Origin of the sequence: Exiguobacterium sp. SH3S3, assembly GCF_004337115.1 — a bacterium.
GTDB classification, from domain to species: Bacteria; Bacillota; Bacilli; order Exiguobacteriales; family Exiguobacteriaceae; genus Exiguobacterium; species Exiguobacterium aurantiacum_A.
In genome coordinates, this window is sequence record NZ_SJUU01000006.1 from 147016 (window position 1) to 173028 (window position 26013).

At 55.0% G+C, this 26013-nt stretch carries 26 protein-coding genes; 8 read left to right on the forward strand and 18 right to left on the reverse strand.

Going from position 1 to position 26013, the window contains the following annotated elements; translation table 11 throughout:
* Positions 1–122: 122 nt before the first annotated feature.
* Positions 123–383 carry a DUF1294 domain-containing protein gene (locus EVJ28_RS07740; RefSeq protein WP_071397523.1) on the reverse strand — a complete coding sequence of 87 codons (261 nt, stop codon included), beginning with the start codon at positions 381–383 and terminating at the stop codon, positions 123–125.
* Positions 384–591: 208 nt separating this feature from the next.
* On the opposite strand from EVJ28_RS07740, the gene EVJ28_RS07745 reads away from it, so the two are divergent.
* A complete protein-coding gene (locus tag EVJ28_RS07745) occupies positions 592–1374 on the forward strand; it encodes a LysM peptidoglycan-binding and 3D domain-containing protein (RefSeq protein WP_131464994.1) in 783 nt (260 codons plus the stop codon).
* Between the two features lie 171 nt (positions 1375–1545).
* A complete protein-coding gene (cls, locus tag EVJ28_RS07750; RefSeq protein ID WP_131469311.1) occupies positions 1546–3012 on the forward strand; it encodes a cardiolipin synthase in 1467 nt (488 codons plus the stop codon).
* A gap of 49 nt (positions 3013–3061) precedes the next feature.
* Here cls and EVJ28_RS07755 read toward each other — a convergent pair whose 3' ends face one another.
* The 6 genes from EVJ28_RS07755 to EVJ28_RS07775 form a co-directional block, all read right to left on the reverse strand.
* Positions 3062–4039: a hypothetical protein gene (locus tag EVJ28_RS07755; protein WP_131488586.1), complete on the reverse strand. Its 978-nt coding sequence runs from the start codon at positions 4037–4039 to the stop codon at positions 3062–3064.
* The gene (locus EVJ28_RS07760) at positions 4036–5064 is read right to left on the reverse strand and encodes a DUF58 domain-containing protein (protein WP_131488588.1); all 1029 of its coding nucleotides are present in this window, start codon (positions 5062–5064) and stop codon (positions 4036–4038) included. The genes EVJ28_RS07755 and EVJ28_RS07760 overlap by 4 nt, the downstream gene beginning before the upstream one ends.
* 1 nt (position 5065) lies before the next feature.
* Positions 5066–5974, reverse strand: a complete 909-nt coding sequence (locus tag EVJ28_RS07765) for an AAA family ATPase (RefSeq protein WP_070327249.1) — start codon at positions 5972–5974, stop codon at positions 5066–5068.
* 110 nt (positions 5975–6084) lie between these two features.
* Positions 6085–6258, reverse strand: a complete 174-nt coding sequence (locus tag EVJ28_RS14095; protein ID WP_161566967.1) for a hypothetical protein — start codon at positions 6256–6258, stop codon at positions 6085–6087.
* Between the two features lie 110 nt (positions 6259–6368).
* Positions 6369–7064, reverse strand: a complete 696-nt coding sequence (locus EVJ28_RS07770; RefSeq protein WP_016508715.1) for an amino acid ABC transporter permease — start codon at positions 7062–7064, stop codon at positions 6369–6371.
* Positions 7065–7070: 6 nt separating this feature from the next.
* Positions 7071–7919 carry a transporter substrate-binding domain-containing protein gene (locus EVJ28_RS07775; RefSeq protein WP_131470644.1) on the reverse strand — a complete coding sequence of 283 codons (849 nt, stop codon included), beginning with the start codon at positions 7917–7919 and terminating at the stop codon, positions 7071–7073.
* A 422-nt stretch (positions 7920–8341) separates the two neighbouring features.
* Between EVJ28_RS07775 and EVJ28_RS07780 the strand changes: the two genes are divergently transcribed.
* Complete coding sequence (locus EVJ28_RS07780; protein WP_131470646.1) at positions 8342–8851, forward strand: flavodoxin family protein; 510 nt, start codon at positions 8342–8344, stop codon at positions 8849–8851.
* A gap of 255 nt (positions 8852–9106) precedes the next feature.
* On the opposite strand, the gene EVJ28_RS07785 is transcribed toward EVJ28_RS07780, so the two are convergent.
* The 3 genes from EVJ28_RS07785 to EVJ28_RS07795 are packed head-to-tail and all read right to left on the reverse strand — an operon-like array spanning position 9107 to position 10918.
* Positions 9107–9556, reverse strand: a complete 450-nt coding sequence (locus EVJ28_RS07785; protein WP_131488590.1) for a GNAT family N-acetyltransferase — start codon at positions 9554–9556, stop codon at positions 9107–9109.
* An 18-nt stretch (positions 9557–9574) separates the two neighbouring features.
* Entirely contained in the window at positions 9575–10291 is a 717-nt protein-coding gene (locus EVJ28_RS07790; RefSeq protein ID WP_131488592.1) for an MBL fold metallo-hydrolase, read from the reverse strand.
* Between the two features lie 15 nt (positions 10292–10306).
* Positions 10307–10918: an NUDIX hydrolase gene (locus EVJ28_RS07795; protein WP_016508712.1), complete on the reverse strand. Its 612-nt coding sequence runs from the start codon at positions 10916–10918 to the stop codon at positions 10307–10309.
* A gap of 173 nt (positions 10919–11091) precedes the next feature.
* Between EVJ28_RS07795 and EVJ28_RS14370 the strand changes: the two genes are divergently transcribed.
* Positions 11092–11340 (forward strand): DinB family protein, encoded by a 249-nt coding sequence (locus EVJ28_RS14370; protein WP_330849192.1) that lies wholly within the window; start codon positions 11092–11094, stop codon positions 11338–11340.
* Positions 11318–11605, forward strand: coding sequence for a DinB family protein (locus tag EVJ28_RS14375; protein ID WP_370253638.1), 288 nt, complete (start codon positions 11318–11320; stop codon positions 11603–11605). Before EVJ28_RS14370 ends, EVJ28_RS14375 begins: the two co-directional genes overlap by 23 nt.
* Positions 11606–11676: 71 nt before the next feature.
* On the opposite strand, the gene parC is transcribed toward EVJ28_RS14375, so the two are convergent.
* The 3 genes from parC to EVJ28_RS07815 all read right to left on the reverse strand — a co-directional run bounded on the left by parC (position 11677) and on the right by EVJ28_RS07815 (position 16589).
* Positions 11677–14082, reverse strand: coding sequence for a DNA topoisomerase IV subunit A (parC, locus tag EVJ28_RS07805; protein WP_131470650.1), 2406 nt, complete (start codon positions 14080–14082; stop codon positions 11677–11679).
* Between the two features lie 2 nt (positions 14083–14084).
* Positions 14085–16052 (reverse strand): DNA topoisomerase IV subunit B, encoded by a 1968-nt coding sequence (gene parE, locus EVJ28_RS07810; protein ID WP_131458887.1) that lies wholly within the window; start codon positions 16050–16052, stop codon positions 14085–14087.
* 132 nt (positions 16053–16184) lie between these two features.
* Positions 16185–16589 carry a CoA-binding protein gene (locus EVJ28_RS07815; RefSeq protein WP_131488594.1) on the reverse strand — a complete coding sequence of 135 codons (405 nt, stop codon included), beginning with the start codon at positions 16587–16589 and terminating at the stop codon, positions 16185–16187.
* A 352-nt stretch (positions 16590–16941) separates the two neighbouring features.
* Here EVJ28_RS07815 and EVJ28_RS07820 point away from each other — a divergent pair, with 352 nt between their 5' ends.
* Together EVJ28_RS07820 and EVJ28_RS07825 are read left to right on the forward strand one after the other, a co-directional pair.
* Entirely contained in the window at positions 16942–17994 is a 1053-nt protein-coding gene (locus tag EVJ28_RS07820; RefSeq protein WP_131458886.1) for a GGDEF domain-containing protein, read from the forward strand.
* Between the two features lie 16 nt (positions 17995–18010).
* On the forward strand, positions 18011–19021 hold the full coding sequence (locus EVJ28_RS07825) for a tyrosine-type recombinase/integrase (RefSeq protein WP_131488596.1): 1011 nt from the start codon (positions 18011–18013) through the stop codon (positions 19019–19021).
* A gap of 58 nt (positions 19022–19079) precedes the next feature.
* Here EVJ28_RS07825 and EVJ28_RS07830 read toward each other — a convergent pair whose 3' ends face one another.
* From EVJ28_RS07830 to EVJ28_RS07840, 3 genes are all read right to left on the reverse strand, one after another.
* On the reverse strand, positions 19080–20219 hold the full coding sequence (locus tag EVJ28_RS07830) for a hypothetical protein (protein ID WP_131488598.1): 1140 nt from the start codon (positions 20217–20219) through the stop codon (positions 19080–19082).
* Positions 20216–21427, reverse strand: coding sequence for a hypothetical protein (locus EVJ28_RS07835; RefSeq protein WP_131458883.1), 1212 nt, complete (start codon positions 21425–21427; stop codon positions 20216–20218). The genes EVJ28_RS07830 and EVJ28_RS07835 overlap by 4 nt, the downstream gene beginning before the upstream one ends.
* Before the next feature lie 70 nt (positions 21428–21497).
* Positions 21498–22670 carry a MalY/PatB family protein gene (locus EVJ28_RS07840; protein WP_131470652.1) on the reverse strand — a complete coding sequence of 391 codons (1173 nt, stop codon included), beginning with the start codon at positions 22668–22670 and terminating at the stop codon, positions 21498–21500.
* 117 nt (positions 22671–22787) lie between these two features.
* Here EVJ28_RS07840 and EVJ28_RS07845 point away from each other — a divergent pair, with 117 nt between their 5' ends.
* A complete protein-coding gene (locus tag EVJ28_RS07845; protein WP_131470653.1) occupies positions 22788–23444 on the forward strand; it encodes a M48 family metallopeptidase in 657 nt (218 codons plus the stop codon).
* Between the two features lie 49 nt (positions 23445–23493).
* On the opposite strand, the gene EVJ28_RS07850 is transcribed toward EVJ28_RS07845, so the two are convergent.
* Both EVJ28_RS07850 and EVJ28_RS07855 read right to left on the reverse strand, forming a co-directional pair.
* Positions 23494–24399, reverse strand: coding sequence for a methyl-accepting chemotaxis protein (locus tag EVJ28_RS07850; RefSeq protein ID WP_167615645.1), 906 nt, complete (start codon positions 24397–24399; stop codon positions 23494–23496).
* A gap of 367 nt (positions 24400–24766) precedes the next feature.
* Positions 24767–26008: a hypothetical protein gene (locus EVJ28_RS07855; protein ID WP_131488600.1), complete on the reverse strand. Its 1242-nt coding sequence runs from the start codon at positions 26006–26008 to the stop codon at positions 24767–24769.
* Positions 26009–26013 lie beyond the last annotated feature (5 nt).

A 26013-nucleotide genomic window follows, 5' to 3' on the forward strand; every position in this document is an offset into this window, starting at 1 on the left:
CCGGGCTGACAGTCTTGAACCAGATGAATTCATGATTAATCCGACATTTATATCTCTATTGTCACGAGACGTCTTATCACGTTTCTTCTATATAATGGAGCAGAAAAGATAGCCAGCTCCACTCAGAAGATGAAAAGTGACGTGATCCCGGCGTGAACGAGAATCGCGACCGGGACCCCGATCCGAAACTTCGGCTTCAACGTCTTGTGACGGAAGAGGCGCATCGCGACATAAGCCCCAAACGCTCCCCCGATCCAGACGAGAATGAGCAACGTTTGTTCCGAAATACGCCAAGCCCCGGATTTTGCACGTCGTTTATCGAGGAAAAATGACATAAACGCTAGTAAATTAGTCACAATGTAATACAGCAGTAATAGTTCCAAAGACTAAAACCTCCTTTCTCACCTTATCAGTATAGCTGAAAACGGCTCAACAAAGCCATTTTTATCTAGATTGTAAGAATTCAGACTCCTCTCATCTCCCTGAAAGCTTCTGTAACTGAACTGATATCACTCTCATATCAGCCTGTAACGGCAGTGAAATATAGAGGTGTTACAGTAAGGGAGCGTTAGAAAAGGGAGGAATATTCTTATGAAAAAACCACTATTGACACTAACGGCACTCGCTGGCCTTAGTTTAGGAGTCGCTGCTCCAGCTTCGGCAGCATCAACACACACGGTTCAGTCTGGAGATACTTTGTACCGTATCGCCGTGAACAACGGTGTATCTGTGAACGACATCAAACAAGCAAATAGCTTAAACTCGAATATGATTTATCCTAACCAAGTGTTGAAGCTCGCGAAGTCGGAAGCAAAAGCGACAGCTTCTTCAAACACTTACACAGTTAAATCAGGCGACACGTTGTATCGGATCGCGACAAACAACGGTGTCTCTGTCAATCAATTGATGACATGGAACGGTCTTAAATCAGATCTCATTTTCCCTGGTCAACAATTCGCTGTGAAAGGTGCCAAAGCAGCATCGGTTGCGAACAGTGCACCAACAGCTAAACCAAAAGCATCAACGTCTGCACCGGTGACAAAACAGTCTACGTCTACAACGCAAACTCAAGCTCCGGCTTCGGGTAAGACGATGACAGTTGAAGCAACGGCGTACACGCCATATTGTGCAGGTTGCTCTGGTATCACGGCAACAGGTATCGACGTTCGTTCGAACCCGAACCAAAAAGTCATCGCGGTTGACCCTTCAGTCATCCCGCTCGGCTCTAAAGTATGGGTTGAAGGCTACGGCGAAGCAATCGCTGGAGACACTGGCGGCGCAATCAAAGGGAACAAAATTGACCTCTTGATGCCGACACAACAGCAAGCGCTCAACTTCGGTCGTAAATCAATCACAATCAAAGTCTTAAACTAATCGATCGACCCCAAAAACACCGCAGGCGCGGTGTTTTTTTGCGTTCTATTCACTCAAACCTGCAAGCTCGTATACCTTTCTCCTTCGAAATCAGGCAAACTAGATGTATCAGGTCTTGTCTGGTCAGAAAAACCGGGGTATGTACCAAATCGTAAAAGGGGGGAGAACCTGATGCTCACGACAGAAATCATCATCAGCGTGTTCGGCATCCTGCTCGTCATCTTGAACATGACGTTCGCCATCACGATCATCTTCTTTGAACGGCGCGACATCGGCTCGACATGGGCCTGGCTGCTCGTCCTCTTCTTTTTGCCGCTCATCGGCTTCTTCATCTATATCTTCTTCGGTCGTTTGATCAAGTCGAACAACTTCTATCAAGTCGACGAAGAGCGGCGTAGTGAGTATGCGTTGCACGTCCAACAACAGCTCGATGAGTTGGATGGGAACCAGCTGATCTTCAAGCAAGACCCGCTGTTAGCAAAATACCGGCGTCTCGCCAGGTTGAACCTGTCGTCGACAAACGCGCTCGTCACGTATCATAACGACATCCAAGTCATCCATGACGGGAAACAGAAGTTCGCGGCCTTGTTCGACGATATCGAGGCGGCCAAACAAGAAATCAATATCCAATACTACATCATCCAGAACGATTCGCTCGGCCAGGCGTTGATCGCGGCGCTGACCAACCGGGCCCAAGCCGGTGTCCGGGTCCGGTTGCTCTATGACGCCGTCGGCTCGAGAGGGCTGAGACGTAAACATTTCAAAGAGCTGATCGAAAGCGGAGGCGAGGTCAAGTCGTTCTTCCCGTCGAGCCTCGGCATCAACTTCCGCGTCAACAATCGCAATCACCGCAAACTGTGTGTCATCGACGGCGACATCGGCTATATCGGCGGCTTCAACGTCGGCGACGAGTATATGGGGACGAACCAGCATTTCGGCTATTGGCGTGACGTCCATCTGCGGATGAACGGGGAGGCGGTCCAAGAGTTGCTTGAACGGTTCTTGCTCGATTGGAACCGTTCCGTCCCGACGAAACGAAAAGCGTTGAAAGAAGAGTTCATTTGGCCAAGCAAGACCCTCGAGGCGTTCAAGTCACCCGTCCAGATCGTCACGTCCGGTCCGAACTCGACGACGGAGCATTTAAAGAATATGCTCGTCAAGATGATCGGGGAAGCGAAAGAGACGATCTACATTCAGACACCATACTTCATCCCGGACGCGAGTTTCCTTGACGCCTGCCGGATCGCGCTCATGTCAGGGACGAAGATTCAACTGATGATCCCGAACAAACCGGACCACATGTTTGTCTACTGGGCGACATACGCCAATGCGGCCGAACTCGTCCGGTACGGGGCCGAGGTGTATACGTACGAGGGCGGTTTCCTGCACGCGAAGACGCTCGTCATCGACGGCGAGGTCGCTTCGATCGGGACGACGAACATCGACGCCCGCAGCTTCCACCTCAACTTCGAGATTTCGGCCCTCGTCTATGATGAGGCTGTCGCCCGGTCCGTCATCGACGCGTTTGACCGCGACAAATCGTGTGCTGAGCTGTTGACGCTCGAACGTTATGAGACACGGACGAAATGGATCCGCTTCAAAGAGAGCGTGTCGCGTCTGTTGAGTCCAATCCTATAAAAAAACCAGTCAAGACGCCCGGGTTCAATCCCGAACATCTTGGCTGGTTTTATTTTTTCAACACGTGTTTGACGTGTCGTTCAAACGCCTCGACGACCGTGGTCGGCGCTTCTTTCTCACCGTACTCGGCCGCCTCGAGCCAACTTGCGAACAAGCTTCCATCGGTAAAGTCGATCCGTTCCAACCACTCGTGCGCGGTCTCCTCGCGATGGCGAGGGTGCACCTGTTCGAGCCGGCGTCCGGCCTCGAGCAAGCGGACATCACGTGGCGTCCGCGTCAAGCGACGTTCCGTCCGTGCCGTCTGATGGGCCTTTTTCGGGACCGACAGCACTTCGTGGATGTCTTTTCGCTTTTGTAAATAGAAGAACAACAGGACACCGCCGACGAGCAGGACGATGAAGAAGATGACTAGCGCGGAAGACTGATTCTTCGCCGATTCGAGCAACGTCTCGTTCGCGATCGTCTCGGCATCGATGTTCGGGTTGTCCGGTATCATGAATCGATTGACCCGGTCGGACGGGTCGAGCGTGATCCCATCGAACCAGCCGCCGATCCAAAGCAGGAACGGTCGGATCCAAGTGATGAGGTCGCCGAACAACAGCTCTTTGACCGTCCGGATGACAAAAGCCAGTCCGAGACCGACCGCTAGGCCGACGACGAGCGTCGACAACATCCGTTTATAGTCGCGACGGTAATACAGGCTCCGTTGCCAAAATAAAAACAGGAACGGGAACACGATCATGAGGAGCGGTTGCTCGGCCGGTGGGAACAGCCAATCCGTGATCAAGAACAACACGCTCGCGATCGCGTAACGGTCGGTCCAATCGAGCGTGCGGATGAAGGCGTGCGCATACGTGAACAACAGCAACGTGATGCTCATCTCATACGAGAACCAGAGCGCACCGATACTGAGCAAAGTCTGGACGCCGAGCTGCCAGTTCCGCGGCAGACGGAGCGTCAACAGGAAGACGAGCGGATAGACGTGACCGACATAAAATGCCGCGAACAACCACCAGAGCCAGTTCATTTGCCGTCACCTCCGAGCCGAAGAATCGATTGGCTGCCGCCATATTTGGCGACTTTCCGTTCGAACAATGACCGGGCCATCGGGAAGTCTCGTTCCGACAGACAAGCGAGCGTCGTCATGACCTTGCGGAAATGGGTCTCGCCGCTCCCAGGTGCGAGATCGTAAGTGATCCCATCTTTCGTCAGCGTCGGGACGATCAGCCCATAGCTCGCGTTCTCTTTCTCGAAGTCACGGCACAGCGCCGCCGCTTGCGAGATCACCCGTTCCATCTGATGGGTGAGGGCGCGGCCGTCTTTCGTCAACAAGTCCAAGACGACGACGTACTCGTTCGCCTGGACGGGTTGCTCGGTCCGGGCCAGCAGTTCGCCCGTCTTCGCGTAAGCCGACCAGTACAGTTGACGCATCGGTTGACCGTGATACGGGGCGACCGACTGGAACGTCTCCGGGTCACGGTAGGCGCTATGCCGGACCATCTCCTCACCCGGTAGCGTCGGTGGGCGTTTCGGGATCGGATAAGGCAGGAACTCTGGGAAGACGTACCCGATCCTTGCGAGCGGTTCCTCTTTATAGAGCGAGAACATGCGGAGCGGGTCACGGATCTCCATGCCGATCGCCTCGACACGGATCGGACCTCGCTTGATGGCTTTGAGCGGTAAGTCATAGGAGACGACCGACTCGCCGCCGACATAATTCTCTTGGCGCCAGAAGGCGTGGTTTTCCACTTCGACGGTCGGGTGGAGATAACCCGACAAGCGGACGACACCGAGCGGGACTTTCGCAGTCGAGATGAGGCGGATGACGTACGACTCTTCGTCACCCGGGAACAGTTTCAGTTCGTCCGTCACTTCGACACGGACGTGTTCGGCCAGGCGGAACAACAGCTCGGGCATGACGAGCGCGTAGATGCTGACGCCGAGCAAGGCGCTCGCGAGGAACACGTTCCCGTAAAGCGCCGTGAAGACCCCGACGACGAACAAGAGCCACATGTAGCCGGATTCTAGATAGCGCGGGCTGACGAGTTGCATGTCACACCTCGGATGGGACCGCGATGGTCTCTAACACAGATTTGATCAGCTTCGACGGTTTCGTCTTGAGCGACGCCTCGACCGTCAAGACGATGCGGTGTCCAAGAATCGGCAAGGCGAGCGCCCGGATGTCTTCCGGTGCGACGTAGTCCCGTCCGTCCATGTAGGCGTGGGCCCGGGCCGCCATTGTGTAGGCGAGCGTCGCCCGCGGGCTCGGTCCGACCTCGATGTCCCGGTGGTGGCGGAGCGCCTCGACGAAGTCGAGCAGATAGTCTTCCATCGCCTCGTGCAGCGTCACGTCACGGACGGCTTGCTGCATCACGGCGAGCTCTTCGTGTTTCAACGTGAACGGAGCGGCGCTCAAATGCTCGTTTCGGAGCAGCCGGCGCTCTGACTCCCGTGACAGCGGGGCGAGCGAGAGCTTGAACAAGAACCGGTCGAGCTGAGCCTGCGGAAGCGGGAACGTCCCTTGTCCGTCGAACGGATTCTGCGTCGCGATGACGAAGAACGGGTCCGGCAAACGGAGCGACACCTCACCGAGCGTCACTTGACGCTCTTGCATCGCCTCTAAGAGCGCCGACTGTGTCCGTGGTGTCGTCCGGTTGATCTCATCGACGAGTAAAATCGATGTGAAGATCGGTCCGGTCCGACGTTCGAACGCTCCTGTCGTCGGATTGAACAGTTCCATCCCTAAAATGTCACTCGGCAGCGTGTCCGGCGTACATTGCACGCGCTGGAACGCGGCCGATACGGAGGAGGCGAGGCTCCGGGCGAGCGTCGTCTTGCCCGTCCCCGGCCGGTCCTCGAGTAAGACATGTCCCCCTGAAAGCAAGGCGATCGTCGACAGCTTGATCGCTTTCGATTGCCCGATCACTAAACCGTTTAAATGTGTCGTCCATTGTTGCACCATAATAAAATTCCCCCGTCTATTTTCTGATAATTAAGAAAATCATAGCACACTCGTGGACCGAGGTGGCACGCTAAAGACTAGACGTTCCCGAATGCGTCCATTGCACACCGTTAATCCGGAGAGGAAGATTTCGCTTTTTTGCGATGATGAAACGTGACAAACACGTAATAGAGGACGATCATGCTGGTATATGGGTTTAAAGCACTGACCCATGCCGGCCCATCGAACAAAATATACGTGAGTGTGATGATGAGTGCCGAGAAAAATAAGAGTTTTGAGAACATATGTGATGCGTCTCCTTTGGATTGAATGATGGAATATGTTGACTATACCATGTCACTTTCTCAATAGCCGCCCGACGAAAAAACTGACCTGCCCGCATCAGGCAAGTCAGTCATCGTTTCGGTGTATCCAAATAGCGTTCGAAATGCCGCTCGAGCCAGTCTTGGAAGAACGACATGAACGTGCAGATGCCCCAGTAGATCAGAGCGACGACCAAATACACGGTCATATAGTCGAACTCACGACCACCGACGATCTTCGCCTTGTTGAAGATCTCAGGGACGGTGATCATCGCGGCGAGAGAGCTCGCCTTGATCAGATCAAGGAACACGTTCGAGAGCGGGGGCAGGGCGATCCGCGTCGCTTGAGGCAACGTGACCCCTTTCAACGTCAGCCACTTGTTCATGCCGAGCGAGCGGGCCGCTTCAATCTGTCCCTGATCGACGGCACGGATCGAGGCGCGGATGATCTCCGCGATATAGGCGGCCGAGTTCAAGCTGAAGCCGATGATCGCTGCCGTCAGCGCCGCGAACTCGATCCCGATGAACGGGAACCCCGAGTAGAGAATGAACAAGATGATCAAGATCGGGACGCCGCGCATGAACGAGACGTAAAACGTCGACGGATAACGCACTAGCCTTGACGGAGACAGCTTCCCGAGCGCGAGCACGAGCCCTAACACTAAACCGAAGAACATGCTGAGGAAGGAGATCCAGAGCGTGTTCGGTAGCCCACCTAGCAAGTATGGGAACGAGCGGATGGCGAGGTCGGCGTCAAAGATCGCTTCCCACTTCACACCTTCGAACATATCGCCTTAGTCCAATTCGACGATTGTCGCGTCGACGTCCGGTTCGACGGATACGTCAGCACCGTTATAGAACTGCTCGGACAGCTCCTTCACCGTGCCATCCTCAAGCATCTCTTCAAGGACGCGGTCGATGTTCTCTTGCAAGTCGACGTTGTCTTGATTCATCAAGAGTGCGACGTCTTGCGGGTTATAGGCGATATCCGGGTGGATCGCGATATCGAATTCCGGGAAGAAGGCGAGGGCGAGCGTCTGGAGGTAGTAGTCGTTCAAGATGACGTCGGTCCGACCTGTCGACACGTCGCGAAGATATTGGTCGTTCGTCGCGTTGTCGTAGATGACTTCTTCAGCCCCATACTGGCGCGCCACGTCCATGAAGACGGTCGTCGCTTCACCAGCTGCCTTTTTACCTTTCAAGTCTTCGAGCGACTTGATGCCTGAAAGATCGCTCTTCCGGACGATCGCCGTCCCGTACGTGTGCTTATACGGTACGGAGAAGGCGAACTTCTCTTTGCGGTCGTCCGTCACCGAGATGTCGTTCGCCACGACATCGACTTGTCCGTTTTGGACGCTCGTCAACATGTTATCGAACGCCATTTCTTTGAACTGGACCTCGAGGTCGAGACGTTTTCCGATCTCTTTCATGACCTCGACGTCAAACCCCGTCAAATCGTCACTTTCTTCTTCGCGGAACGAGGCAGGGTAGAGTGTCCCGGCCGTACCGACCGTGAGCGTACCTTCTTCTTTAATCTCATCCCAGCGTGTCGTATCGGCCTGATCGGTGCTAGAATCACCACACGCCGCGAGCGGGACAGCGAGCAAGATGGCTGCTGCTAAACCTTTTGTCATACGTTTCATTCGTGTTCCTCCTTAAAGTATCATCTGTCTAAAAATAGCATGATGAACGCCTAGAGGCAACTGCGAAGAACATCGAAACAGCAGGTAAGATATTTTTGAAACGTTTATTCTAAAAGCGCTATCATGTGATTGAATCAGGGTTTCATACAGGTAATACAGATAAGAATAATTTATGAAACAGCATGCGATTCACCAACCTTCAACCTCTAGAAAATCGACAGGTGCGCAAGTGGGAGAAAGAGGCAAGATGAGTCCACAGCTTTTTAAATCAGATGAGAGGACTGTGCTAGTTCCCGAGAGGAAGACCTATGCTAGCCTGTCCAAGAACAGGCGAGGACAGTTAGGTTCTTTGCCATCGTTTCAGGGTATTTCCTCTGTAGATAGAAGGAGGGAAAGCTAAAAACGATGGAAGGAGTGACATAATGAAGAATAGTAGCTTGATTGTATATTACTCATGGATCGGCAGTACAGAAGTAGTCGCGAAAGAAATTCAAAGGATTACAAAATTTGACATTCAAAGAATCGAAGATAAAAAGAAGCCAAAACTCGGTAACATCGCCAGTGCAGCAATGGGAGCGTTTTTTGGTCTAGGAGGCGTTATCATGCCAATGGACTTTGCATTAAAAGAATATGAGCATCTATTCCTAGGAACCCCAGTCTGGGCAGGAAAGACGCCCCCGGCAATTAATAGTTACTTAAAAAAGACTTCTTTCAAAAACAAGAAAGTTTGGCTGTTCATAACTAAAGGTGATGAAAAAGTTCCCCAACAGGTTATCGACTCAATTACAAAAAGGATTGAGAAGAAAGATGGAAAAGTGATGGGCAGTATTTCGATAACGACAAAATGGGATCCCAAGACGAACATTCCTATTGCGCTTGAGGATGTCCAGAAACCGATCTATGACTGGCTGAAAAGAGGAGGCATTTTATAAAATTTGAACGGAATCAAGCTGTGCCAACGTCTGAGCGAGGAACAACAAAACGAATCGGTGGCTAAGGGAAGCACGACCTGCCGACATAACTGATCACGTGGACGTGGGAAGCAGGTGAGTCCTGAAAACTACCGAGGAATCGATTCAAATTTTATTAGTTTACATAACATATATTATCAGTAAAAATAAAACTCCGTCTCAATTCTTTAGTATACTTAAAATAGTGAGACGGAATCTGTAATTATGAGAGTGTGATCAAAATCGCGTAAACCGGATCAATGTGACACCTGGTTCCGGTTCGAACTCGGCGCTCGGCTCGAAGCCAAGCTTCGAATACAATCGTTTGGCCGGACCGTTATGTTTGCCGGTATGCACGTAGACAAGTTTGTCCTCGTGTAGACTGAGCACGTGTTCTAACAACGTCGTCGCGAGCCGCGCCCTGAAGTATGTCGGATCGATGCACAGCTTCGTGATCTCGACCGTGTTCTCGTCCGCCTCGATCGTCACAAACCCGATCATCCGCTCCTCGTTGTATAAGCCGTAGCTCAGACCCGGCAAGTTTTGAATGACCTCGACCGTCTCATATCGGGCCGGGATCTCGTCAAATCCGATCAGTTCGGCCTCGACCGCATAGGCGTTCCGTTGAATCTCGAGCATTTGCTCGGCTTGCCGGTAATCCGTCGTCCGAATCTCCCGTAACTCCATCTGTCATACCCCCAAAGATTATCGTGAGAAGCGACGGGCTTGCTTACGCTTAGCCCGTTTCAGTGCCAAATAGAGCCGATGTGTGCCTTCAAGCGCTTTGCCGTGGCCGACGAACGTATGACGCGGCGCCAAGTCAAGCAACCGCTCGGCATGGTCGACCGCGGCCCGCTTGTCCCATGTCGCCAGACCCGGGAGCGGGAACAACGGACGCGTGTCCCCTGCCACTGCGACTCCCCCATGTGATTGGAACGCGTCACCGGCGAACAACAGGCGATGCTGTTCATCGAAATAAGCGATCGAGCCCGGGGTGTGGCCGGCGGCGGCATAGACGCGAAGACCGAACAGCCGCTCACCCGGGTCGAGCAGCTTGTCCGGTAGCGACCGGATCGGCGGCAACGAGCCCTTTATGTTGAGCGGCCGCTCACCTGAGTCCGTCGTTCGGTCCCCTGCTAACAGGCGGGCGTCACGGCGTGAGACGTAAAGCTCGGCGTGCGGATGCGCCTTCAGAATCGTATCGACCCCACCGACGTGGTCCCCGTGGGCGTGGGTGAGCAGAATCGCGAGGAGGGGGCGGTCTTGTGCCTCGATATACGTTAAAATGTCAGCGGCGTTCTGCTTCAACCCGGCATCGATCAAGACGAGGCCGAGCTCTTTCTCGATCAATTGGACGTTGATCGGCAAGACGGGTGAATAGAACGTCAGCTGGTGGACATCTTCAATCCGTGTGACTTTCATAAGACCTCCCCTTTCCTAGTCGAACAGTGTGACCCAATCGTCCTGCCACCGGGCGTCAAAGCACATATGGAGCTGTTCGAGCGTGTTGCGGGCGAGCGACAACGGCGGCAAGGCGTCACGCGAGAAGAAGCCGATCTCGCTCGTCTCATGGCTGACTTGAGCTTCCCCGCCGATCAGCTCACACTCGATGAACAGTTTATAATAATGTTGTGACAACGGCGGGTGCGGGTGACGGTGCATATCGAACAAGGCGACGAGGCGCATCGGGGCGACATCAAAGCCTGCCTCTTCCCCGATTTCCTTGATGATATTGTCTGACGGTGACAGCCCGACCTCACAGAAGCCGCCTGGCAGCGTCCACAGCCCGTCCGACCGCTCACGCACGAGCAGCAACTCGTCGTCTCGGAAGACGACACCGCGTACGTCGAGCTTCGGTGTCGGATAGCCGTTGACGTGCGTCAGTTCAGTGATCTCATGCAAGGCGAGGTTCGACTGTCGTTCGAACATATCGGTCGCAATCTGCTGGAGCTCGAGATAACGCTCGCGGTCGAACTCGTCCTTCGTGAACGTCAAGCCCGCTTGCGACAGTGCTTGTAGCCGTTTGGCCCAAGTGAGCCAGTCTGACATAGAAATCCCTCCATCGTTTGTCCTGCTTATCCCATTCGCCATCGGGCTTGATTGTTCCTTTTCATAATACCCGCTCCCGCAAGAAAGTATTTGTCGCGCCAGTCTGGAGTTTACGACACCCGGCTCATGGTATACTCGACGGAAACATCCGTAGCAGTAGAAGGAGGAGGCATATGTCCGCTATCGAATTGTTGTCCCGGCTCAAGCAAGACCTCGACCACTACTCATCTAATCAACTCCGCTATAAGGAGAAGACGGATGTTTGGTCGATCGGGCAGATGTATGACCATATCATCGTCGTCGCCCATGAGTATCTAGACGAGATGGAAGCGTGTCTGACGAATGCTGAGCGCCAACCGCTCGGGAAGACCGAGTTTGGGGAGCTGTTGTTTAGCGACGGTGGATTCCCCCCTATTAATTAAAATCAAACTACCGGACGAAATGAACGCCCCGCCCGACAATACCGATAGCCGTGAAGCTTTGAAACGCCGTCTTGACGACCTCATCACACGGTTGGAGAAGTGTGAGCCGATGATTCACGCGGCCGACCCGAACTGTAAAGCGCTACATGGCGGCTTCGGCTGGTTGAACGCGCAAGAGTGGTACACGCTCATCGAGATGCACACCAGACACCATTTGCTTCAACAGGCGGAATTGGAACGGTATCTTAGAGCGTTCCATGACTGACAAAGACGAATAGAGACAAAAAAAGCCTGCACACGCGACAGTATATGTCATGTGTGCAGGCTTTTGCTGAATCAATCGAGATAGACGTCCTCGATGTCACCGAACGTCTCCTCGTCGAAGACGAATGAGCCGTTGGCGTAGCGGTCGAGCAGTGTCAGTTGTTTCGCGTTGACCGTCTTCGCGGTCTCTTTGCCGACGATGTGGATCGTCTCATCCCCATGCACCGGCAGCACGCGGCGGATCTGGTGCGGTTTTGATTTGACCTCACGGATGAGCATCGTGCCACGCAGGTTGCGGTTCGTGCAGTCGAACTGGTCCTCGAGTTTCATCTTCTTGACCGCTCCGCGTTGCGTCACGAGGACGAACAGCGGCGGTGTGAAGAAGGCGAACGCGTCGGCGACGACGTCACCGTCTTTCAAGTTCATCGCTTTGACACCGGCGGCACGCTGTCCGACGACCGGGACGTCGTCTTCTTTGAACCAAAGCCCGTATCCACGCTCAGAGACGAGGAAGAGTTGGCCTGGACCGTCACTGATGCCGGCGAAGACGACCTCGTCGTCCCCTTTCAGTTTCAGCGCCATGAGCGCCTTCGACTTGCGCTGGGCGTCATAGTCACGGAGCGGCGTCCGTTTGACCATGCCGTCTTTCGTGACGAACAGGCAGTGTGCGTCCGTCTCGAACGTCGAGACGACGTCGGCCGAGACGACTTGCTCGCCTTCGATCGGCACGAGGTTGGCCACGTGTTGGCCCGCGTCTTTCCATTTCGTCTCCGGGATCTGGTGGACCGGGATGAGCAGGTAGCTGCCTTTGTTCGTCCAGACGAGCAGGTGGTCGGTCGTCATCGCCTGGGTGAGGAGGACGGGCCGGTCTTTTTGTTTCATCTCCGGCATGTCCTCGCTCGAGGCGCCGTATGAGCGCATCGACGAACGTTTCACGTAGCCGTCACGGCTGACGAACACCATCGTCTCTTCGACGGCGATCATGACCTCGGTCTTCAGTTTCAATTCTTCGACTTCGGCCTCGATGACCGAACGCCGCTCATCACCGAACTCGTCGCGGAGCGCCGTCAACTCTTTTGAGATGAGTTTCCGCTTCGTCGCGTCGACGTTCAAGATGTTGGCGAGGCGCGCGATCTCTTTTTGCAACACTTTCGCTTCTTTTTGGAGCTCGACGATGTCTGTGTTCGTCAAACGATACAATTGAAGCATGACGACCGCTTCGGCTTGACGGTCCGTGAACGAGAAGCGATCCATGAGCTTCTGCTTCGCCTCGGACTTGTCCTTGGCCGAACGGATCAGTTCGAGCGTCTCGTCAAGCACTGAGATGGCTTGTTCGAGCGCGTCGACGATCTCGGCGCGTTTCTTCGCCTGTTCGAGCTCGAACGTCGTCCGGCGGGTGACGACTTCCTCGACATGTTTCAAATACGCATCGATGATCGGTAACAGACCGAGCTGTTTCGGTGTCCGCTGCACGATCGCGACCATGTTGTAGTTATAGGCGAGCTGCAGGTCGGTATGCTTCAAGAAGAAGTGGAGCACACCTTCCGCATCCGCTTCTTTCTTCAATTCGATGACGACGCGGACCCCGGTCCGGTCGGTCTCGTCACGGACTTCGGCGACGCCTTCGACTTTCTTGTCGAGACGGAGCTCTTCCATCTTCTTGACGAGGTTGGCCTTGTTCACTTCATACGGGAGCTCGGTGATCGTGATCTGTTCACGGCCGCCCTTGAGCGGCTCGATGACTGATTTGGCACGGATGATGATCTTGCCTTTACCGGTCTCGAACGCTTTCAAGATGCCGTCTTTGCCCATGACCGTGCCACCGGACGGGAAGTCGGGACCTTGCATGTAACGGAAGGCGTCATTCGGCGTCTCGACTTCGCCGGCGAGTCGGGCGATGGCGAGATTGAGCACTTCGGTCAAGTTGTGCGGTGGGATCTCGGTCGCATACCCCGCCGAGATCCCGGTTGTCCCGTTCATGAGCAGGTTCGGTAGGAGTGACGGCAAGACGAGCGGTTCCTCGGTCGAATCGTCAAAGTTCGGCGTGTAGTCGACCGTGTTCTTGGCGATCGACGTCAGCATGACACCGGCGATCTTCGACAGCCGGGCCTCGGTATACCGCATCGCGGCAGCCGAGTCGCCGTCCATCGAGCCGTTGTTCCCGTGCATGTCGATGAGCGGGTAGCGGAGCTTCCAGTCTTGCGACAGGCGCACCATCGCCTCATAGACAGAAGAGTCACCGTGCGGGTGGTAGTTCCCGATGACGTTCCCGACCGTCTTGGCCGATTTCCGGTACGCCTTGTCGTTCGTGTTGCCTTCATGGTGCATCGCATACAAGATCCGGCGCTGAACGGGCTTGAGCCCGTCGCGCGCGTCCGGGAGCGCCCGGTCTTGAATGATATATTTCGAGTAACGCCCGAAACGGTCTCCGACGACCTGTTCGAGCGACAAGTTTAAAATGTGTTGAATCGTCGACATCGTTACATCACTTCCTCAATCGCTTTAGTCACATGTTCATTGGCGATGATCGAATCATCTTCTTGGAGCCCGAAGGCGACGTTCTCCTCGATCCATTCGCGGCGGTGGGCAACGTTGTCCCCCATGAGCACCGAGACGCGCTTGTCGGCGACGGCAGCGTCATCGATCGTCACGCGGATGAGTGTCCGTGTGTCCGGGTTCATCGTCGTCTCCCACAGTTGATCGGCGTTCATCTCACCGAGACCTTTGTAGCGCTGGATGATATAGCCTTTTTTGTACACTTTGACGAGTTTCTCGAGCGCTTCCTCGTCCCAGGCGTATTCGAACTGCTCCGACTTGCCTTTCCCTTTCGAGATGCGATAGAGCGGCGGCAAGGCGACGAACACTTTGCCCGCCTCGACGAGTGGTCGCATGTAGCGGAAGAAGAACGTCAACAAGAGCACTTGGATGTGGGCCCCGTCCGTATCGGCATCGGTCATGATGATGACTTTGTCGAAGTTGCAGTCACTGAGATCGAAATCGTGTCCGACCCCGGCGCCGATCGCGTGGATGATCGTGTTGATCTCCTCATTTTTCATGATGTCATTGAGTTTCGACTTCTCCGAGTTGATGACCTTCCCGCGGAGCGGCAAGATCGCCTGGATCGTCCGGTCACGGCCTTGCTTGGCCGAACCGCCGGCCGAGTCCCCCTCGACGAGGAACAGCTCGTTCTTGGCGGCGTTTTTTGATGTCGCCGGCGTCAGTTTCCCGTTCAAGATGCTCGAACGTTTCTTTTTCTTGCCGTTACGCGCCTCTTCACGCGCTTTCCGGGCCGCTTCACGGGCCTGGGCCGCGCGGATCGCTTTCTTGATGAGCATCGTCGCCATCTGCGGGTTCTCCTCGAGGAAGATCGTCAGCTGCTTGGCCATGACGGCGTCTGCGCTGGCACGGGCTTCAGGCGAGCCGAGTTTCGACTTCGTCTGTCCCTCGAACTGGAGGAACTCCTCCGGGATCCGGACCGAGACGATGAGCGTCAACCCTTCACGGACGTCGCCGCCGTCGAGGTTCTTGTCTTTTTCTTTCAACAAGCCGTTTTTGCGGGCGTACTCGTTCATGATCCGGGTCATCGCCGTCTTGGCGCCGACTTCATGCGTCCCGCCGTCCCGGGTGCGGACGTTGTTGACGAACGACAACACGTTCTCCGAGTAGGCGTCCGTGAACTGGAAGGCGAGTTCGAGCTCGATGTCGTTCTCGGTCCCTTCGAAGTAGACGGTCGGGTGGAGCGTCGCCTTGTCGTCATTCAAATAGTGGACGAACTCGGCGATCCCGTTCTCGTAATGGAACGTCTCTTGCTTGTCCGAGCGTTCGTCGGTCAACGTGATCGTCAACCCTTTCAATAGGAAAGCCGACTCTCGGAGCCGTTCGGCGAGCGTGTCGTAGTTATACGTCGTCGTCGAGAAGATGCTTGTGTCCGGCTTGAAGTAGACGCTCGTCCCGGTCTGGCGGGCTTTCCCCGTCTCGAGGAGCGTCGTCTGTGGCACACCGCCGTCAGCGAACGTCTGCTCGAACACCTTGCCGTCGCGATAGATCGTGACGAGCAGCTTGCTCGAGAGCGCGTTGACGACCGAGGCGCCGACCCCGTGCAGTCCGCCTGACGTCTTGTAGCCGCCTTGGCCGAACTTTCCGCCGGCATGGAGGACCGTGAAGATGACCTCCGGCGTCGGTTTTCCCGAGGCGTGCATCCCGGTCGGCATACCACGTCCGTGGTCACGGACCGTGATGGCATCGTCTTTATGGATCGTCACATCGATCTGGTCACCGAAACCGCCGAGCGCCTCGTCGATCGCGTTGTCGACGATCTCGTAGACGAGATGGTGCAGCCCGCGATGGTCGGTCGAGCCGATATACATCCCTGGTCGTTTCCGAACGGCAGCGAGCCCTTCAAGCACTTGGATGGCGTCTTCATTATAATTAAATAGTTTTGTTGACATGTCAGTCACCTCATCTTCGAACACATGTTCGTTTTTCATACCTAATTGTATAGCTGTTTCGGGATTCTGGCAAGCCTTCCTCCCCGCGTCGTCGACGCGTGAAAAAAAGTAGACCTGCCGCAGGGGCAGGTCTCAGCCGAGGAGTCGAGCGTGCTCGACGTAAATACACCGGTTCTCGATGTAGTCAAGTCCGGCAGCATGAACGATTCGTTCGGCGTCCTTGCTCGACAGACCGAGCTGGTTAAAGACGAGTCCGACATCCCCATGACGGACCGCGTCCTCGGCAACGCCGGCCAAATATTCGCTCCGGCGAAACACGTCGACGATATCGATTCGTCCCGGGATGCTCTCGACCGTCGGATACACCTTGCGGCCGTTCCACGTCTCGAGCGTCGGATTGACAGGGATGACCGTATACCCTTGCAGGAGCAAATACTCCGCAATCTGGTTGGCGGTCTTGTTCGGGTTCGATGACACACCGACGACAGCGATCGTCTTCGCTTCAGCGAGATGTTGTTTCAAACGTTGGTCGTCCATCCTGAAATCCCCCTTTTGTTTACGTTCTCAGTGTAACGTTACCTCGTTCCCTGTTTCAAGCTTTATTTTCGCTTAACGGATGAACGGCTGTCGAAACAAAAGTTTATATCCCTCATAGTGGTTTACATAATAATATATTGTCACCCTGTTGATTCGCTTTTAAATCGAACGATGCCACCATGTCTGTTTTAACGAATCAAACGACGCTTCTATAAACCTTGCGTGAAATATCTATTTCACGCAATTATAACGTCCTTAAATCAACGTTTACAGAGAGTGGATTGACTTGATTCATGAACAGGCGTAGGCAAATCCTTACCGTTTCGGTATACTGGAACGAGGAGGTGTTCACGTGGGGACTGCCTATGAGGAACGTCGCGGTACACTGTATAATTACCGCATCACTTTTTACGGGAACGCGCTCGCATGGCTCATCCATGTCGTGTTCCTGATCACATTTTGGCGGCTCGACGTCATGGTGCTCGCCTGGTCGAACGTGTTCAGCGTTCTTTATTACACGCTCTCATTCTATTTCGTACATAAACGGTACTACCGGATATTCTTTACCGGACTGTTCGTCGAAGTCGTCTATAACGCCATCATCTCGACGATCGTCCTCGGGTGGGGCGCGAACGTCCATTACTTTATCATCATGGTGGCGTACGGGGTGTTCTTCATGCCGAACGTCAGTCGCTTGGTCCGTATCATGTCGACCGGACTCGCGATGGCGATCTACAGCTTCCTCTACTTGAACGTCACGGTCGGGACACAGCCGCTCGCCCCCATGATCGAGCAAGTGATCGGGCTGACTTGTCTGCTGTCGACGATCGCACTCATCGCCGGGCTGACGTTCGTGTTCGAGAACTCGGTCGTCGAGGTGACGACCGAGTTAGAACGGTCGAACGAACGATTGAACGTCCTCGCTTCACGGGACGGATTGACCGGGCTATATAACCGGATGACCGGCTATCAACGAATCGAGCAAGCCGTCATGGAAGCCGTCGCAGACGGCCGCCCATATGCCGTCGCACTCGCCGATATTGACCACTTCAAAGCGTTCAACGAGCGCCACGGCCATGATTGTGGCGACCTCGTCCTCAAACAAGTCGCCGCTGCCCTCGAGCGGACCGACGGGATCTGTGTCCGTTGGGGCGGAGAAGAGTTCTTGCTGTTTTTGAGCAATCAGACAGCAGATGAGGTCGCACAGACGCTCGACTGCCTCCGGGAACGGATCAAGACGACCGAGACGATCTATGACGGGCGTCGCCTCAGCGTCACGATGACGTTCGGCGTCTCGTGCCGCGACGGATTAGAGGCCGTCGACACACTCGTCAAAGAAGCAGACGACCGCCTCCGGGCCGGGAAACAGGCCGGCAAGGACCGGATCGTCACATCGATCAGTTAACAAAAGGAGAGATTTTTTGAGTATATTCCGCCAGCTCGGGCAAGCGCCGGCACGTGTCACGACGCAGCGTTTCAAGCTGAACGGATACGAGCGCATGCCCGGCTTCATCCAACGTTTCTTGAACCATTTGGCCGCGAAACACTATTCAGAACAGACCGCCCAGCGGTACTTATACGATTTCTTCGACTTCTTCCGGTGGGTCGAGGCCGCGAGCGCATCCGAGGTCGACCCAACCACGGTCGACCTCGCCTCGTTCGTCGAACTCGATTATGCGGGCGCGGATGCCTACGCGTCCTATCTCGCGCTCGAGCTCGACAACGCCCCGAGCGTCATCAACCGAAAGTTGTCGACGATGCAGTCGTTGTTCAACTTCTTGATCGAGTCCGGGATCGCGTCACACAACCCATTCCAAGCGGTCGAGCGTCCAAAGCGCGCCAAACGGAACCCGGTCTATTTGACGGAACATGAGTGGCTCGACTTCTCGACGCTCGTCCGCAGCAACGTCGGCATGTCCGACCGCGAGGCGAGCTGGTACGAACGGAACCGCGACCGTGATTTTCTGATCATCCAGCTGCTCGGACTGACCGGGATGCGCGTCTCCGAACTCGTCGGGCTCGACTGGAGCGACATCGACCTCGCGACCGGGACGATCCGTGTCATCGGGAAGGGGAACAAAGAGCGGGTCATCCCGCTCGCCTCCACGCTCGAGCCGTTGCTGCTTGACCATCGTCAAGACGGGACCGGGCCGCTGTTCCGTTCCGAGAAAGGAAGACGCATCTCGGTCAGGACGGTGCAACACCTGCTCAAAGGACATATCGACCGGTTGAAACCGTACCTCCCGTTCTTGACCCACAAGCAGGTCACGCCCCACAAACTTCGCCACACGTTCGCTTCCCGGTTGGCGATGAGCGGGGTCGACGTCTTGACGATCCAACAACTGCTCGGTCACGAGTCGGTGGCGACGACGCAAGTCTATGCCCATATCGGTGACGAGAAGAAAAAACAAGCGCTATCTGGTTTACGATAATATGTTATGTAAACCATACTATAAAAGCACGGCCCTCTACGAATCGAGGGCCGTGCTTTTATAGTTGTTTCGTCGACAAGATGACGATCGTCTCGTCGAGTACCGTATAATAAGCGTCTTCGAACGCCTGTCGCTCGTTCGCCTCCAAGTTGAAGATGCTGACCCCGCCGTTGCGCCCATCGGCCGATTCGTGGATGAAGTAGTTCGCGTCGAGCACCCGTTCGAACGGTGCCGTGTCCAAAAATCTCGCCCCGGTCGTCGCATCGATCAACTCCGTATGCTCCCTCGATTCTTCGACCTTGATGAAGATGGTCGAACTGACGTCGTCATACGTGAAATCGATTGGTTCATAGGCACCCCAGTCGACGACGGCGAGCTCGTGCAGGACGTCCGGTGCCGCCAGTTCGTACACCGTCTCCTCATTGGCTGCGTCGATGAACGCCGCAAACCGGAGTTTTTTGTCACGCTCCCCGAGATACTGGACCGTGTCCCCCTCCCCTTGCAACCGGATCAAATCATCGAACGGGATTTCGTCCGCTTTCGACCAAACGGCCTCGACCGCCTCGTCGAGCGGACAGATGAGAATCGCTTCGGAATGGTCGATCGGGTCATCGGGTGAGATGCGTCCCGATTCGAGCGCGTCATAGTAATCAAACTCGTCCAACCGTGCGTTACATACGATGTAAGACACACCTTCGAGCTCTGTCGTGAACAAATACAGTTCACGGAAGCGCCCGGCATGGCCGACGAGCCGCTCGTCACGGATACGTTCTTCGCGGGACGTCTCGGCGTCGAACAGCCACGCCTCGTCCGTCGCCTTGAAACTCGTCAAAAAGAGGAAATAACGGTCGGCGAGCACCCAATATAACGTGCTGTTGCCCCGTTTCTCGAACGTCGTCAGCACTTCTTCATCACCTGTACGATAGTCGAACGCGATCAGTTCCGTGCTCACGACCCCGGTCCGGTCCGGGGTCTCGTTCAAAAAGTAGACACGGTCGGCGCTGATGAACAGTTTTGATATGCCATAGTCTTCGAAGACGCGGCGATTGATTTGCGTGATGGTGCCATCCGCTTCATCGTACCGAAAGATGGAAAAGCTCGTCTCCCCCGTCTTCTCACGGTAGTACACGGACGACTCGGTGACGGCGATCAAGTCTTCGTGGCTGATTGACATGGCGCGTGCATCGACGATTCTCATAGAGCACCTCTTTCATAAGTGGATTCGATCGGTTCGACGGTGACGATACCGGGAGGACGTTTCGGGAACGAGATCCGAAGATGGGCGTACTCGATGATCGACTGGTGAGAGTCTGCCTTCTCGACCCAGCGGATCCGTTGCTGGTTCGCAAGCGCGTGGCCGATCTTCTCTTCGATTTGAAACTTGGATATGCCGCGATAAGCGACTTCTTGAATATAGGTCGACTCATCGGACTCGAACTGCTGCCACACTCCCATGACGAGCTGTCCGAGGGCCGAGACCCGGTTCTCGGGCAAACGGACCGTGCGCAACGTCTGCTCGACTTCTTTCAGACAAACGACCGGGTCGTCGGCGACTGCGAACAGCCGCTTCGCCGAGTTGTTCATGACCCGGTAACGGCGCTTCCCGCTCTCGAGCCGAAGCACTTGGGCGTACGGTTCGACCGGTACGCCGTGGAAGAACGTGTCCGTCCCGCCCCAGGCGAACCCGAACGACGGGTCGAACTTCCGGATCGTTCGCATGAACGCGAGCATGAAGTCTTCGACTTCCCTGCGCTCGAGCCGGAGCCATTCGGCGAGCGCCAACGGTCCGTGCTGTTTCGAGATCCGGTCGACCGGGAAGAACAGGTCCCCTTCGGCGAGACGGTGGGGGCGCAGTTCGACCCCGTCGGCCCGGTAGTCGGTCGCTTGACGGCCGCTGCGCCCCGCGTAGATGATCCACTCGTCGTCCGTGCTCTCGATGGCGTACGCCTGATGCGCCCAAGGCGGTGTCGCGTATAGCGCCGGGAACTCCTCATACGTCTCGAGATGCAAGTACGAGCGGTCGTTCCAGATTTGGGCGAGCAATCGGACGATCTCCCCCGTATCCGAGTCTTTCGGGGCGATATAGTTGCCGGTGTTCCCGATATAGGTCAAGATGTGGAGATCGTAGGCGTGGTAGAGATGCCGGACGATCCGTTCAAACACCGCTGCGATCATCCGCTCGAACAACGGGTGGTCCTCGCTCCGGTCGACCGTCGTCGCATCGACGGTACACATGAGCCAGCCCATGCGCACATACAGCCGGATGCGGAGCGGATAAGAGATCAACGGCGACGAGGACGCGTGGATCTCCGTCATTCCGATGTTGGCCATATTCTCAACCTCTAGCGTAAACCCGCTACGCCTCAGCTGCTCCTCCATCTTCTTCTTCCAATTGATCGTCTCCATCTGCCTCACTCGCTTTCTGTCGCCACGTCATCTTGACTGACTCGTTCTGAAATTTTTCCCGTTTCTCGTTTCATACAAACGCTTTTCCGTCGGAATGGGTCTTGATCCGTCCGAGCGCCTCGTCAACGATCGTCCGGGATGTACCGAAATTGAGACGCTCGAACGTCGACGCCGATGCCCCGAACGGAACACCCGGTGACAAGAAGACCCGCACTTCCTCGTGGAGCCATTTCTTCCGAGCTTCGGGCTCAAGGCCGAGCGCGGCGAAATCGATCCATAACAAGTAACTCGCCTCCGGCATGAAGCACGTCAGCCGGGGTAACTCGGCATTCAGGCGCTCGACGACATAGGTGGCTTGTTCCTCGAGCTCGGCCGTCAGCTGGTCGAGCCATCGTTCCGCCCGGACGTCTGTGTAGGCGGCGATGATGGCCGTATTGGCGAACGGTGTCGGTAGGACGTGGTGTTTGTTTTGGACTTGGATGATCCGTTTGCGCCAGGCGTCATCCGGACAGATGATGTACGACGCGAACAAACCGGCGATGTTGAACGCCTTCGACGGGGCGCTCACCGTGATGCCCCGGTCGTCGAGTCGGTTGATCGCCGTATGGTGCTGCGACGGATACGTCAGATCGGCATGGATCTCGTCTGCGACGATGATGACGTCGTACGTTCTCGCCAACTCGACGACGCGCGCGAGCTCGGACTCTGTCCAGACGCGACCGACCGGATTATGCGGTGAACAGAGCAAAAACAGTTTCGCCTGTCGCATTGCGTGTTCGAGGGCGTCAAAATCCATCTCATACTTGCCATCGACTTGTTTGAGCGGGGCGTCACGCACAACGCGTTTCAACCCGGTCACGAGTTCATGGAATGGTGGATAGACCGGGGATTGGATGACGATCCCGTCCCCTTCCTTCGTCAACGCCTCGACGATGTGGGTCAGTCCGGGCACGACCCCGCTCGAGAACAATACATGTTCGGGGGTGACGACGAGTCCGTGTCTCCGCCCGTACCAAGAGCTGACGGCTTCCTGGGCTTCTTTCGCGAACATCGTATAGCCGAACTCTCCTGTCGCCGCACGCGCCGCAAGCGCTTCCGAGATCGAAGGTGCCGTGCGGATATCGATATCGGCCACCCAGAGCGGCAGTACGTCAGACTTCACATGGAACCAGCGCTCGAGGCCGTCCCATTTCACCGAGTCGGTGCCGACCCGGTCAAGCGGTTGATGTAAGATTGATTTCATAGTGATCCCTCCTGTCCCTACTGTAACAAAAATTGAAGCCACTGGTCGTCAAAAGCGTGGCGGATTTTCGAGACGTCGGCTATAATCGACCGAGAACAGTGTTTGGAGGTGACAACGATGAGCGTAAGTATCATCCGCCATAAACGGCGAAAAAAAGCGGCTTTCTACATAACAAACGAAGGAATCGAGCTCCGCATCCCGGCCCGGTTGCCGAACCGGGTCGTTGAGACGATCTTAAAACAGCATGCGGACTGGATAAACGACCGGCTCGCGGCATTACCTAAAACCCCGTCGTTGCCGAACGACCGGCTCCGTTATCGAGGTGAGACCGTGCCGCTCGTGCGCACGAACGCCGTTGACGCCTTCGACTACGACGGGACAGCTTTCCGGTGCCCGGACCGGTGGGACGAGTCCAGGATAGGGGCCGCATACGAGGCGTGGCTCCGCGACGAGGCGCTCACTTATGTCACCAAGCGAGCACCTTACTATGAACGTCTGCTCGGGGTGAGCGCTGCGAAAGTCCGCATCGGCCATCAAAAGACGCGCTGGGGCTCGTGCAGCTCGCGCGGGACGATCTCGATCAACGTCCGGCTCATGCTCGCGCCGATCGAAGTGATGGATTATGTCATCGCCCACGAATGGACACATCTCGTCCATTTCGACCACTCCAAATCGTTTTGGTCGACTTTATCCTCTGTTTATCCGGACGTCGATGGGGTGATGGCGTGGTTGAGACAACACGGTCATACGCTCATCGTCAAAAAAACCAATTGAGTGGACTCGCCACCGACGACGGTGGCGGTTCCTTCAATTGGTTTTTTCGTCAGATCGCCGAAGTGAACTGTTCGGCCGTCCCGTTCAATGACTGGGCCGACTGCTCGATCTTCCCGAAGCGTTCGAGCGTCGCTTCCATGATGTTGACACTCGCATGAATGTCTTCGTTCGATCGTGAGACGCCGTCGACAATCGAGGCGAGCTCTTTGTTCATCCCCTCGGTGTTGGCCCGGACCTCGATGACGGCGCGCTCGACGAGACGAGACAAGTTACGGACCTCGGTCGCGACGACGTTGAAGCCGAGGCCGTGTTCACCTGCCCGTGCCGCCTCGATGGCGGCGTTCAGTGACAACAGGTTCGTCTGGGCCGCGATCTCTTTGATCGTACTGGCGATTTTCGTGATCTCTGCCGCTTGGTCTTGAAGGTTGCCGAGCGTCTTCAAGTTTACCGATGCGTCCGACTCGAGCCGCTCAATCGTCCGCTTCAAATGTAGGCTCTCCTCCATGCCACGGCGGGCCCGGTCATCAAGATTCTCGGCCATGTCACGGAACGTGCGGGCGTATCGTTCGATCGTCTGTTGCCGCTCGGTGATGTCCGAGGCGATCTTGACGACACCGATGACGTCATCCCCCTCATAGATTGGCATATACGTCGCCTCGAGCCAAATCGAGTCGCCCCGGGCGTCGATGCGTTCGATCTTGTCGGCCGAGCTGAACCCGTCGAACAACTTGTTCCAAAACGCTTGATAGTCCGTACTGTTGACGAAGTTCGGCGTACAGAACAGATGGTGCTGCATCCCGACCATCTCATCGCGTTTGTATTTCATCGCCTTGGCGAAGGCGTCGTTCACATCGACGACACGGCGCTGGCGGTCAAATCGAATCATCGCCATGTTCGCTTCGATGGCGCGAAGCACGTCTGGTGACGATAGGCTGACATCTCTCGTTTCAATCATTCCGATAATTCCCACCTTTATAATTTGAGTTATTTCAGGACATTTTTCCTTTGTTAGTACAATCGAATTCAAGTGTAACTTGTGATAAAAGTCCTGACTAGCGCCGTTTTTAACAGTAAGTCAATATCTTGAGTTTGAAGTATTTACCAACTTCATCACAGGTCATCCGGCAATGAATCGCAAAAAAAGAACTCCTCGTTTACAGGAGTCCCATTCGACCTTTTCGTGAAACTGACGGTGCTAATCTTGTAAAAAGATTTGCTTCTACGTAGTTGTCGATTCTTCGGTCAGTTGCGCGCGATTGGCGGATTCATCGACACCGCCAATCGTCGCTGCAGCCGAAGTCTCATCAAACCAAACGTTCTGCTTACTCCACGGCACCGGGAAAAAGTTCATGGAATATTTTCGCACCTTCACTCGACAACTTGAACTGTTCGTCCGTGTCCATATCTTTCACGAAGACATCAACCTTCTGCGAACGTTTGTGGTAACTCAACTCGAACTGTTGACCACGATTTCCTTTCAGCAGCGTCAAATACATGTACTCGCCCGCTTCCCCACTTTTGGTCGAAGGTGTCCCCGTCTCGAGCGCCTCGGTCAACCGTTCATAGCCTTGCCCCCTGATGCTGACTGCATCCGGATAGTTAAATGAGACACCGGGTTCGTACATATATTTGTGGACATAACCGATCGAAACAGCATCGGTATCCGCCGTTTCGGTGATGAGTGGGCTCTTCTTGAATCGGATCGAGACGGTCGTTGTCTTTGTCTGTCCTTCCGTCTCATAAGTCAATTCATATAACGAGAGCGGCGACATTGAGTCCATCTTGCCACCTTTACTCAGTGATCGCACGGATAGACTGTCCACACCGTTAACGAGATCGCTGTCGCTCAAGGCGTACATCCCATAATTAATTCCGTCTTGAGACAATAGCAGATAAGGCATGTTCGTCGAGATGTCGTATCCAATTGCTACGTAACTATCAAACTTGGCGAGATACGGGCCGAAATCAAAATATGGGAAGAACACGCCGCCATCTCCAATCCCGAACTCGATGCCCCCATTGAACCCTGGAGAAATCGTATAGAGAGTGTCTAAAAACGGGCGAACTTCTTGTCCATCATTATAAATAGCGTCCGGTTTATGTAACGCGTCCCGCACTTCTTGTGACGCCAATTCGATGGTAGGCAGTAGCGGGAACTCGACTCCCGTCTTATCTTTTAAATAGGATGGGCGCGTATCGAGCGCGACAGCCCGATACCCTTCTAACTGATCCGATTTACAGAACGCATAGACCGCATCCCCTTCGACGTATGACACTTCGTTGAAGGCGTATACTTCCGCATCGTTATCGATAAACGGCATTCGGGTCGCATACGCCATCCCGAGTACGGTGAAGTGGTCCCCTTCGATAGTTGACAGCAACTTACTTGCTTCACATTGTTTCAAGATACCCTCGGCGTCCACGTCTGTTTCTCGTGACCCGCTCGAAATCCGCTCGGCTTGCCAATGGGCGTCGATATGATCGTAGCGGACGACTTCAGCCTTTTCTGAGCAGCCCGCTGTCAAGATGAGCATGCCCATCCACAGCAACGTTATCTTTTTCATAACAG

Bases quoted from the DNA above. Each gene is read 5' to 3' on its own strand.
- EVJ28_RS07745 (WP_131464994.1), top strand. From the start codon at position 592: ATGAAAAAACCACTATTGACACTAACGGCACTCGCTGGCCTTAGTTTA.
- EVJ28_RS07755 (WP_131488586.1), bottom strand. From the start codon at position 4,039: ATGAACTGGCTCTGGTGGTTGTTCGCGGCATTTTATGTCGGTCACGTC.
- EVJ28_RS07835 (WP_131458883.1), bottom strand. From the start codon at position 21,427: ATGGAGACGATCAATTGGAAGAAGAAGATGGAGGAGCAGCTGAGGCGT.
- EVJ28_RS07845 (WP_131470653.1), top strand. From the start codon at position 22,788: ATGAGCGTAAGTATCATCCGCCATAAACGGCGAAAAAAAGCGGCTTTC.
- EVJ28_RS07760 (WP_131488588.1), bottom strand. From the start codon at position 5,064: ATGCAACTCGTCAGCCCGCGCTATCTAGAATCCGGCTACATGTGGCTC.
- EVJ28_RS07830 (WP_131488598.1), bottom strand. From the start codon at position 20,219: ATGAGAATCGTCGATGCACGCGCCATGTCAATCAGCCACGAAGACTTG.
- parE (WP_131458887.1), bottom strand. From the start codon at position 16,052: ATGTCAACAAAACTATTTAATTATAATGAAGACGCCATCCAAGTGCTT.
- EVJ28_RS07770 (WP_016508715.1), bottom strand. From the start codon at position 7,064: ATGTTCGAAGGTGTGAAGTGGGAAGCGATCTTTGACGCCGACCTCGCC.
- EVJ28_RS07790 (WP_131488592.1), bottom strand. From the start codon at position 10,291: ATGAAAGTCACACGGATTGAAGATGTCCACCAGCTGACGTTCTATTCA.
- EVJ28_RS07775 (WP_131470644.1), bottom strand. From the start codon at position 7,919: ATGAAACGTATGACAAAAGGTTTAGCAGCAGCCATCTTGCTCGCTGTC.
- EVJ28_RS07850 (WP_167615645.1), bottom strand. From the start codon at position 24,399: ATGATTGAAACGAGAGATGTCAGCCTATCGTCACCAGACGTGCTTCGC.
- cls (WP_131469311.1), top strand. From the start codon at position 1,546: ATGCTCACGACAGAAATCATCATCAGCGTGTTCGGCATCCTGCTCGTC.
- EVJ28_RS07815 (WP_131488594.1), bottom strand. From the start codon at position 16,589: ATGGACGACCAACGTTTGAAACAACATCTCGCTGAAGCGAAGACGATC.
- EVJ28_RS07765 (WP_070327249.1), bottom strand. From the start codon at position 5,974: ATGGTGCAACAATGGACGACACATTTAAACGGTTTAGTGATCGGGCAA.
- EVJ28_RS14095 (WP_161566967.1), bottom strand. From the start codon at position 6,258: ATGTTCTCAAAACTCTTATTTTTCTCGGCACTCATCATCACACTCACG.
- EVJ28_RS07855 (WP_131488600.1), bottom strand. From the start codon at position 26,008: ATGAAAAAGATAACGTTGCTGTGGATGGGCATGCTCATCTTGACAGCG.
- EVJ28_RS07785 (WP_131488590.1), bottom strand. From the start codon at position 9,556: ATGGAGTTACGGGAGATTCGGACGACGGATTACCGGCAAGCCGAGCAA.
- EVJ28_RS14370 (WP_330849192.1), top strand. From the start codon at position 11,092: ATGTCCGCTATCGAATTGTTGTCCCGGCTCAAGCAAGACCTCGACCAC.
- EVJ28_RS07780 (WP_131470646.1), top strand. From the start codon at position 8,342: ATGAAGAATAGTAGCTTGATTGTATATTACTCATGGATCGGCAGTACA.
- EVJ28_RS07795 (WP_016508712.1), bottom strand. From the start codon at position 10,918: ATGTCAGACTGGCTCACTTGGGCCAAACGGCTACAAGCACTGTCGCAA.
- parC (WP_131470650.1), bottom strand. From the start codon at position 14,082: ATGTCGACGATTCAACACATTTTAAACTTGTCGCTCGAACAGGTCGTC.
- EVJ28_RS07840 (WP_131470652.1), bottom strand. From the start codon at position 22,670: ATGAAATCAATCTTACATCAACCGCTTGACCGGGTCGGCACCGACTCG.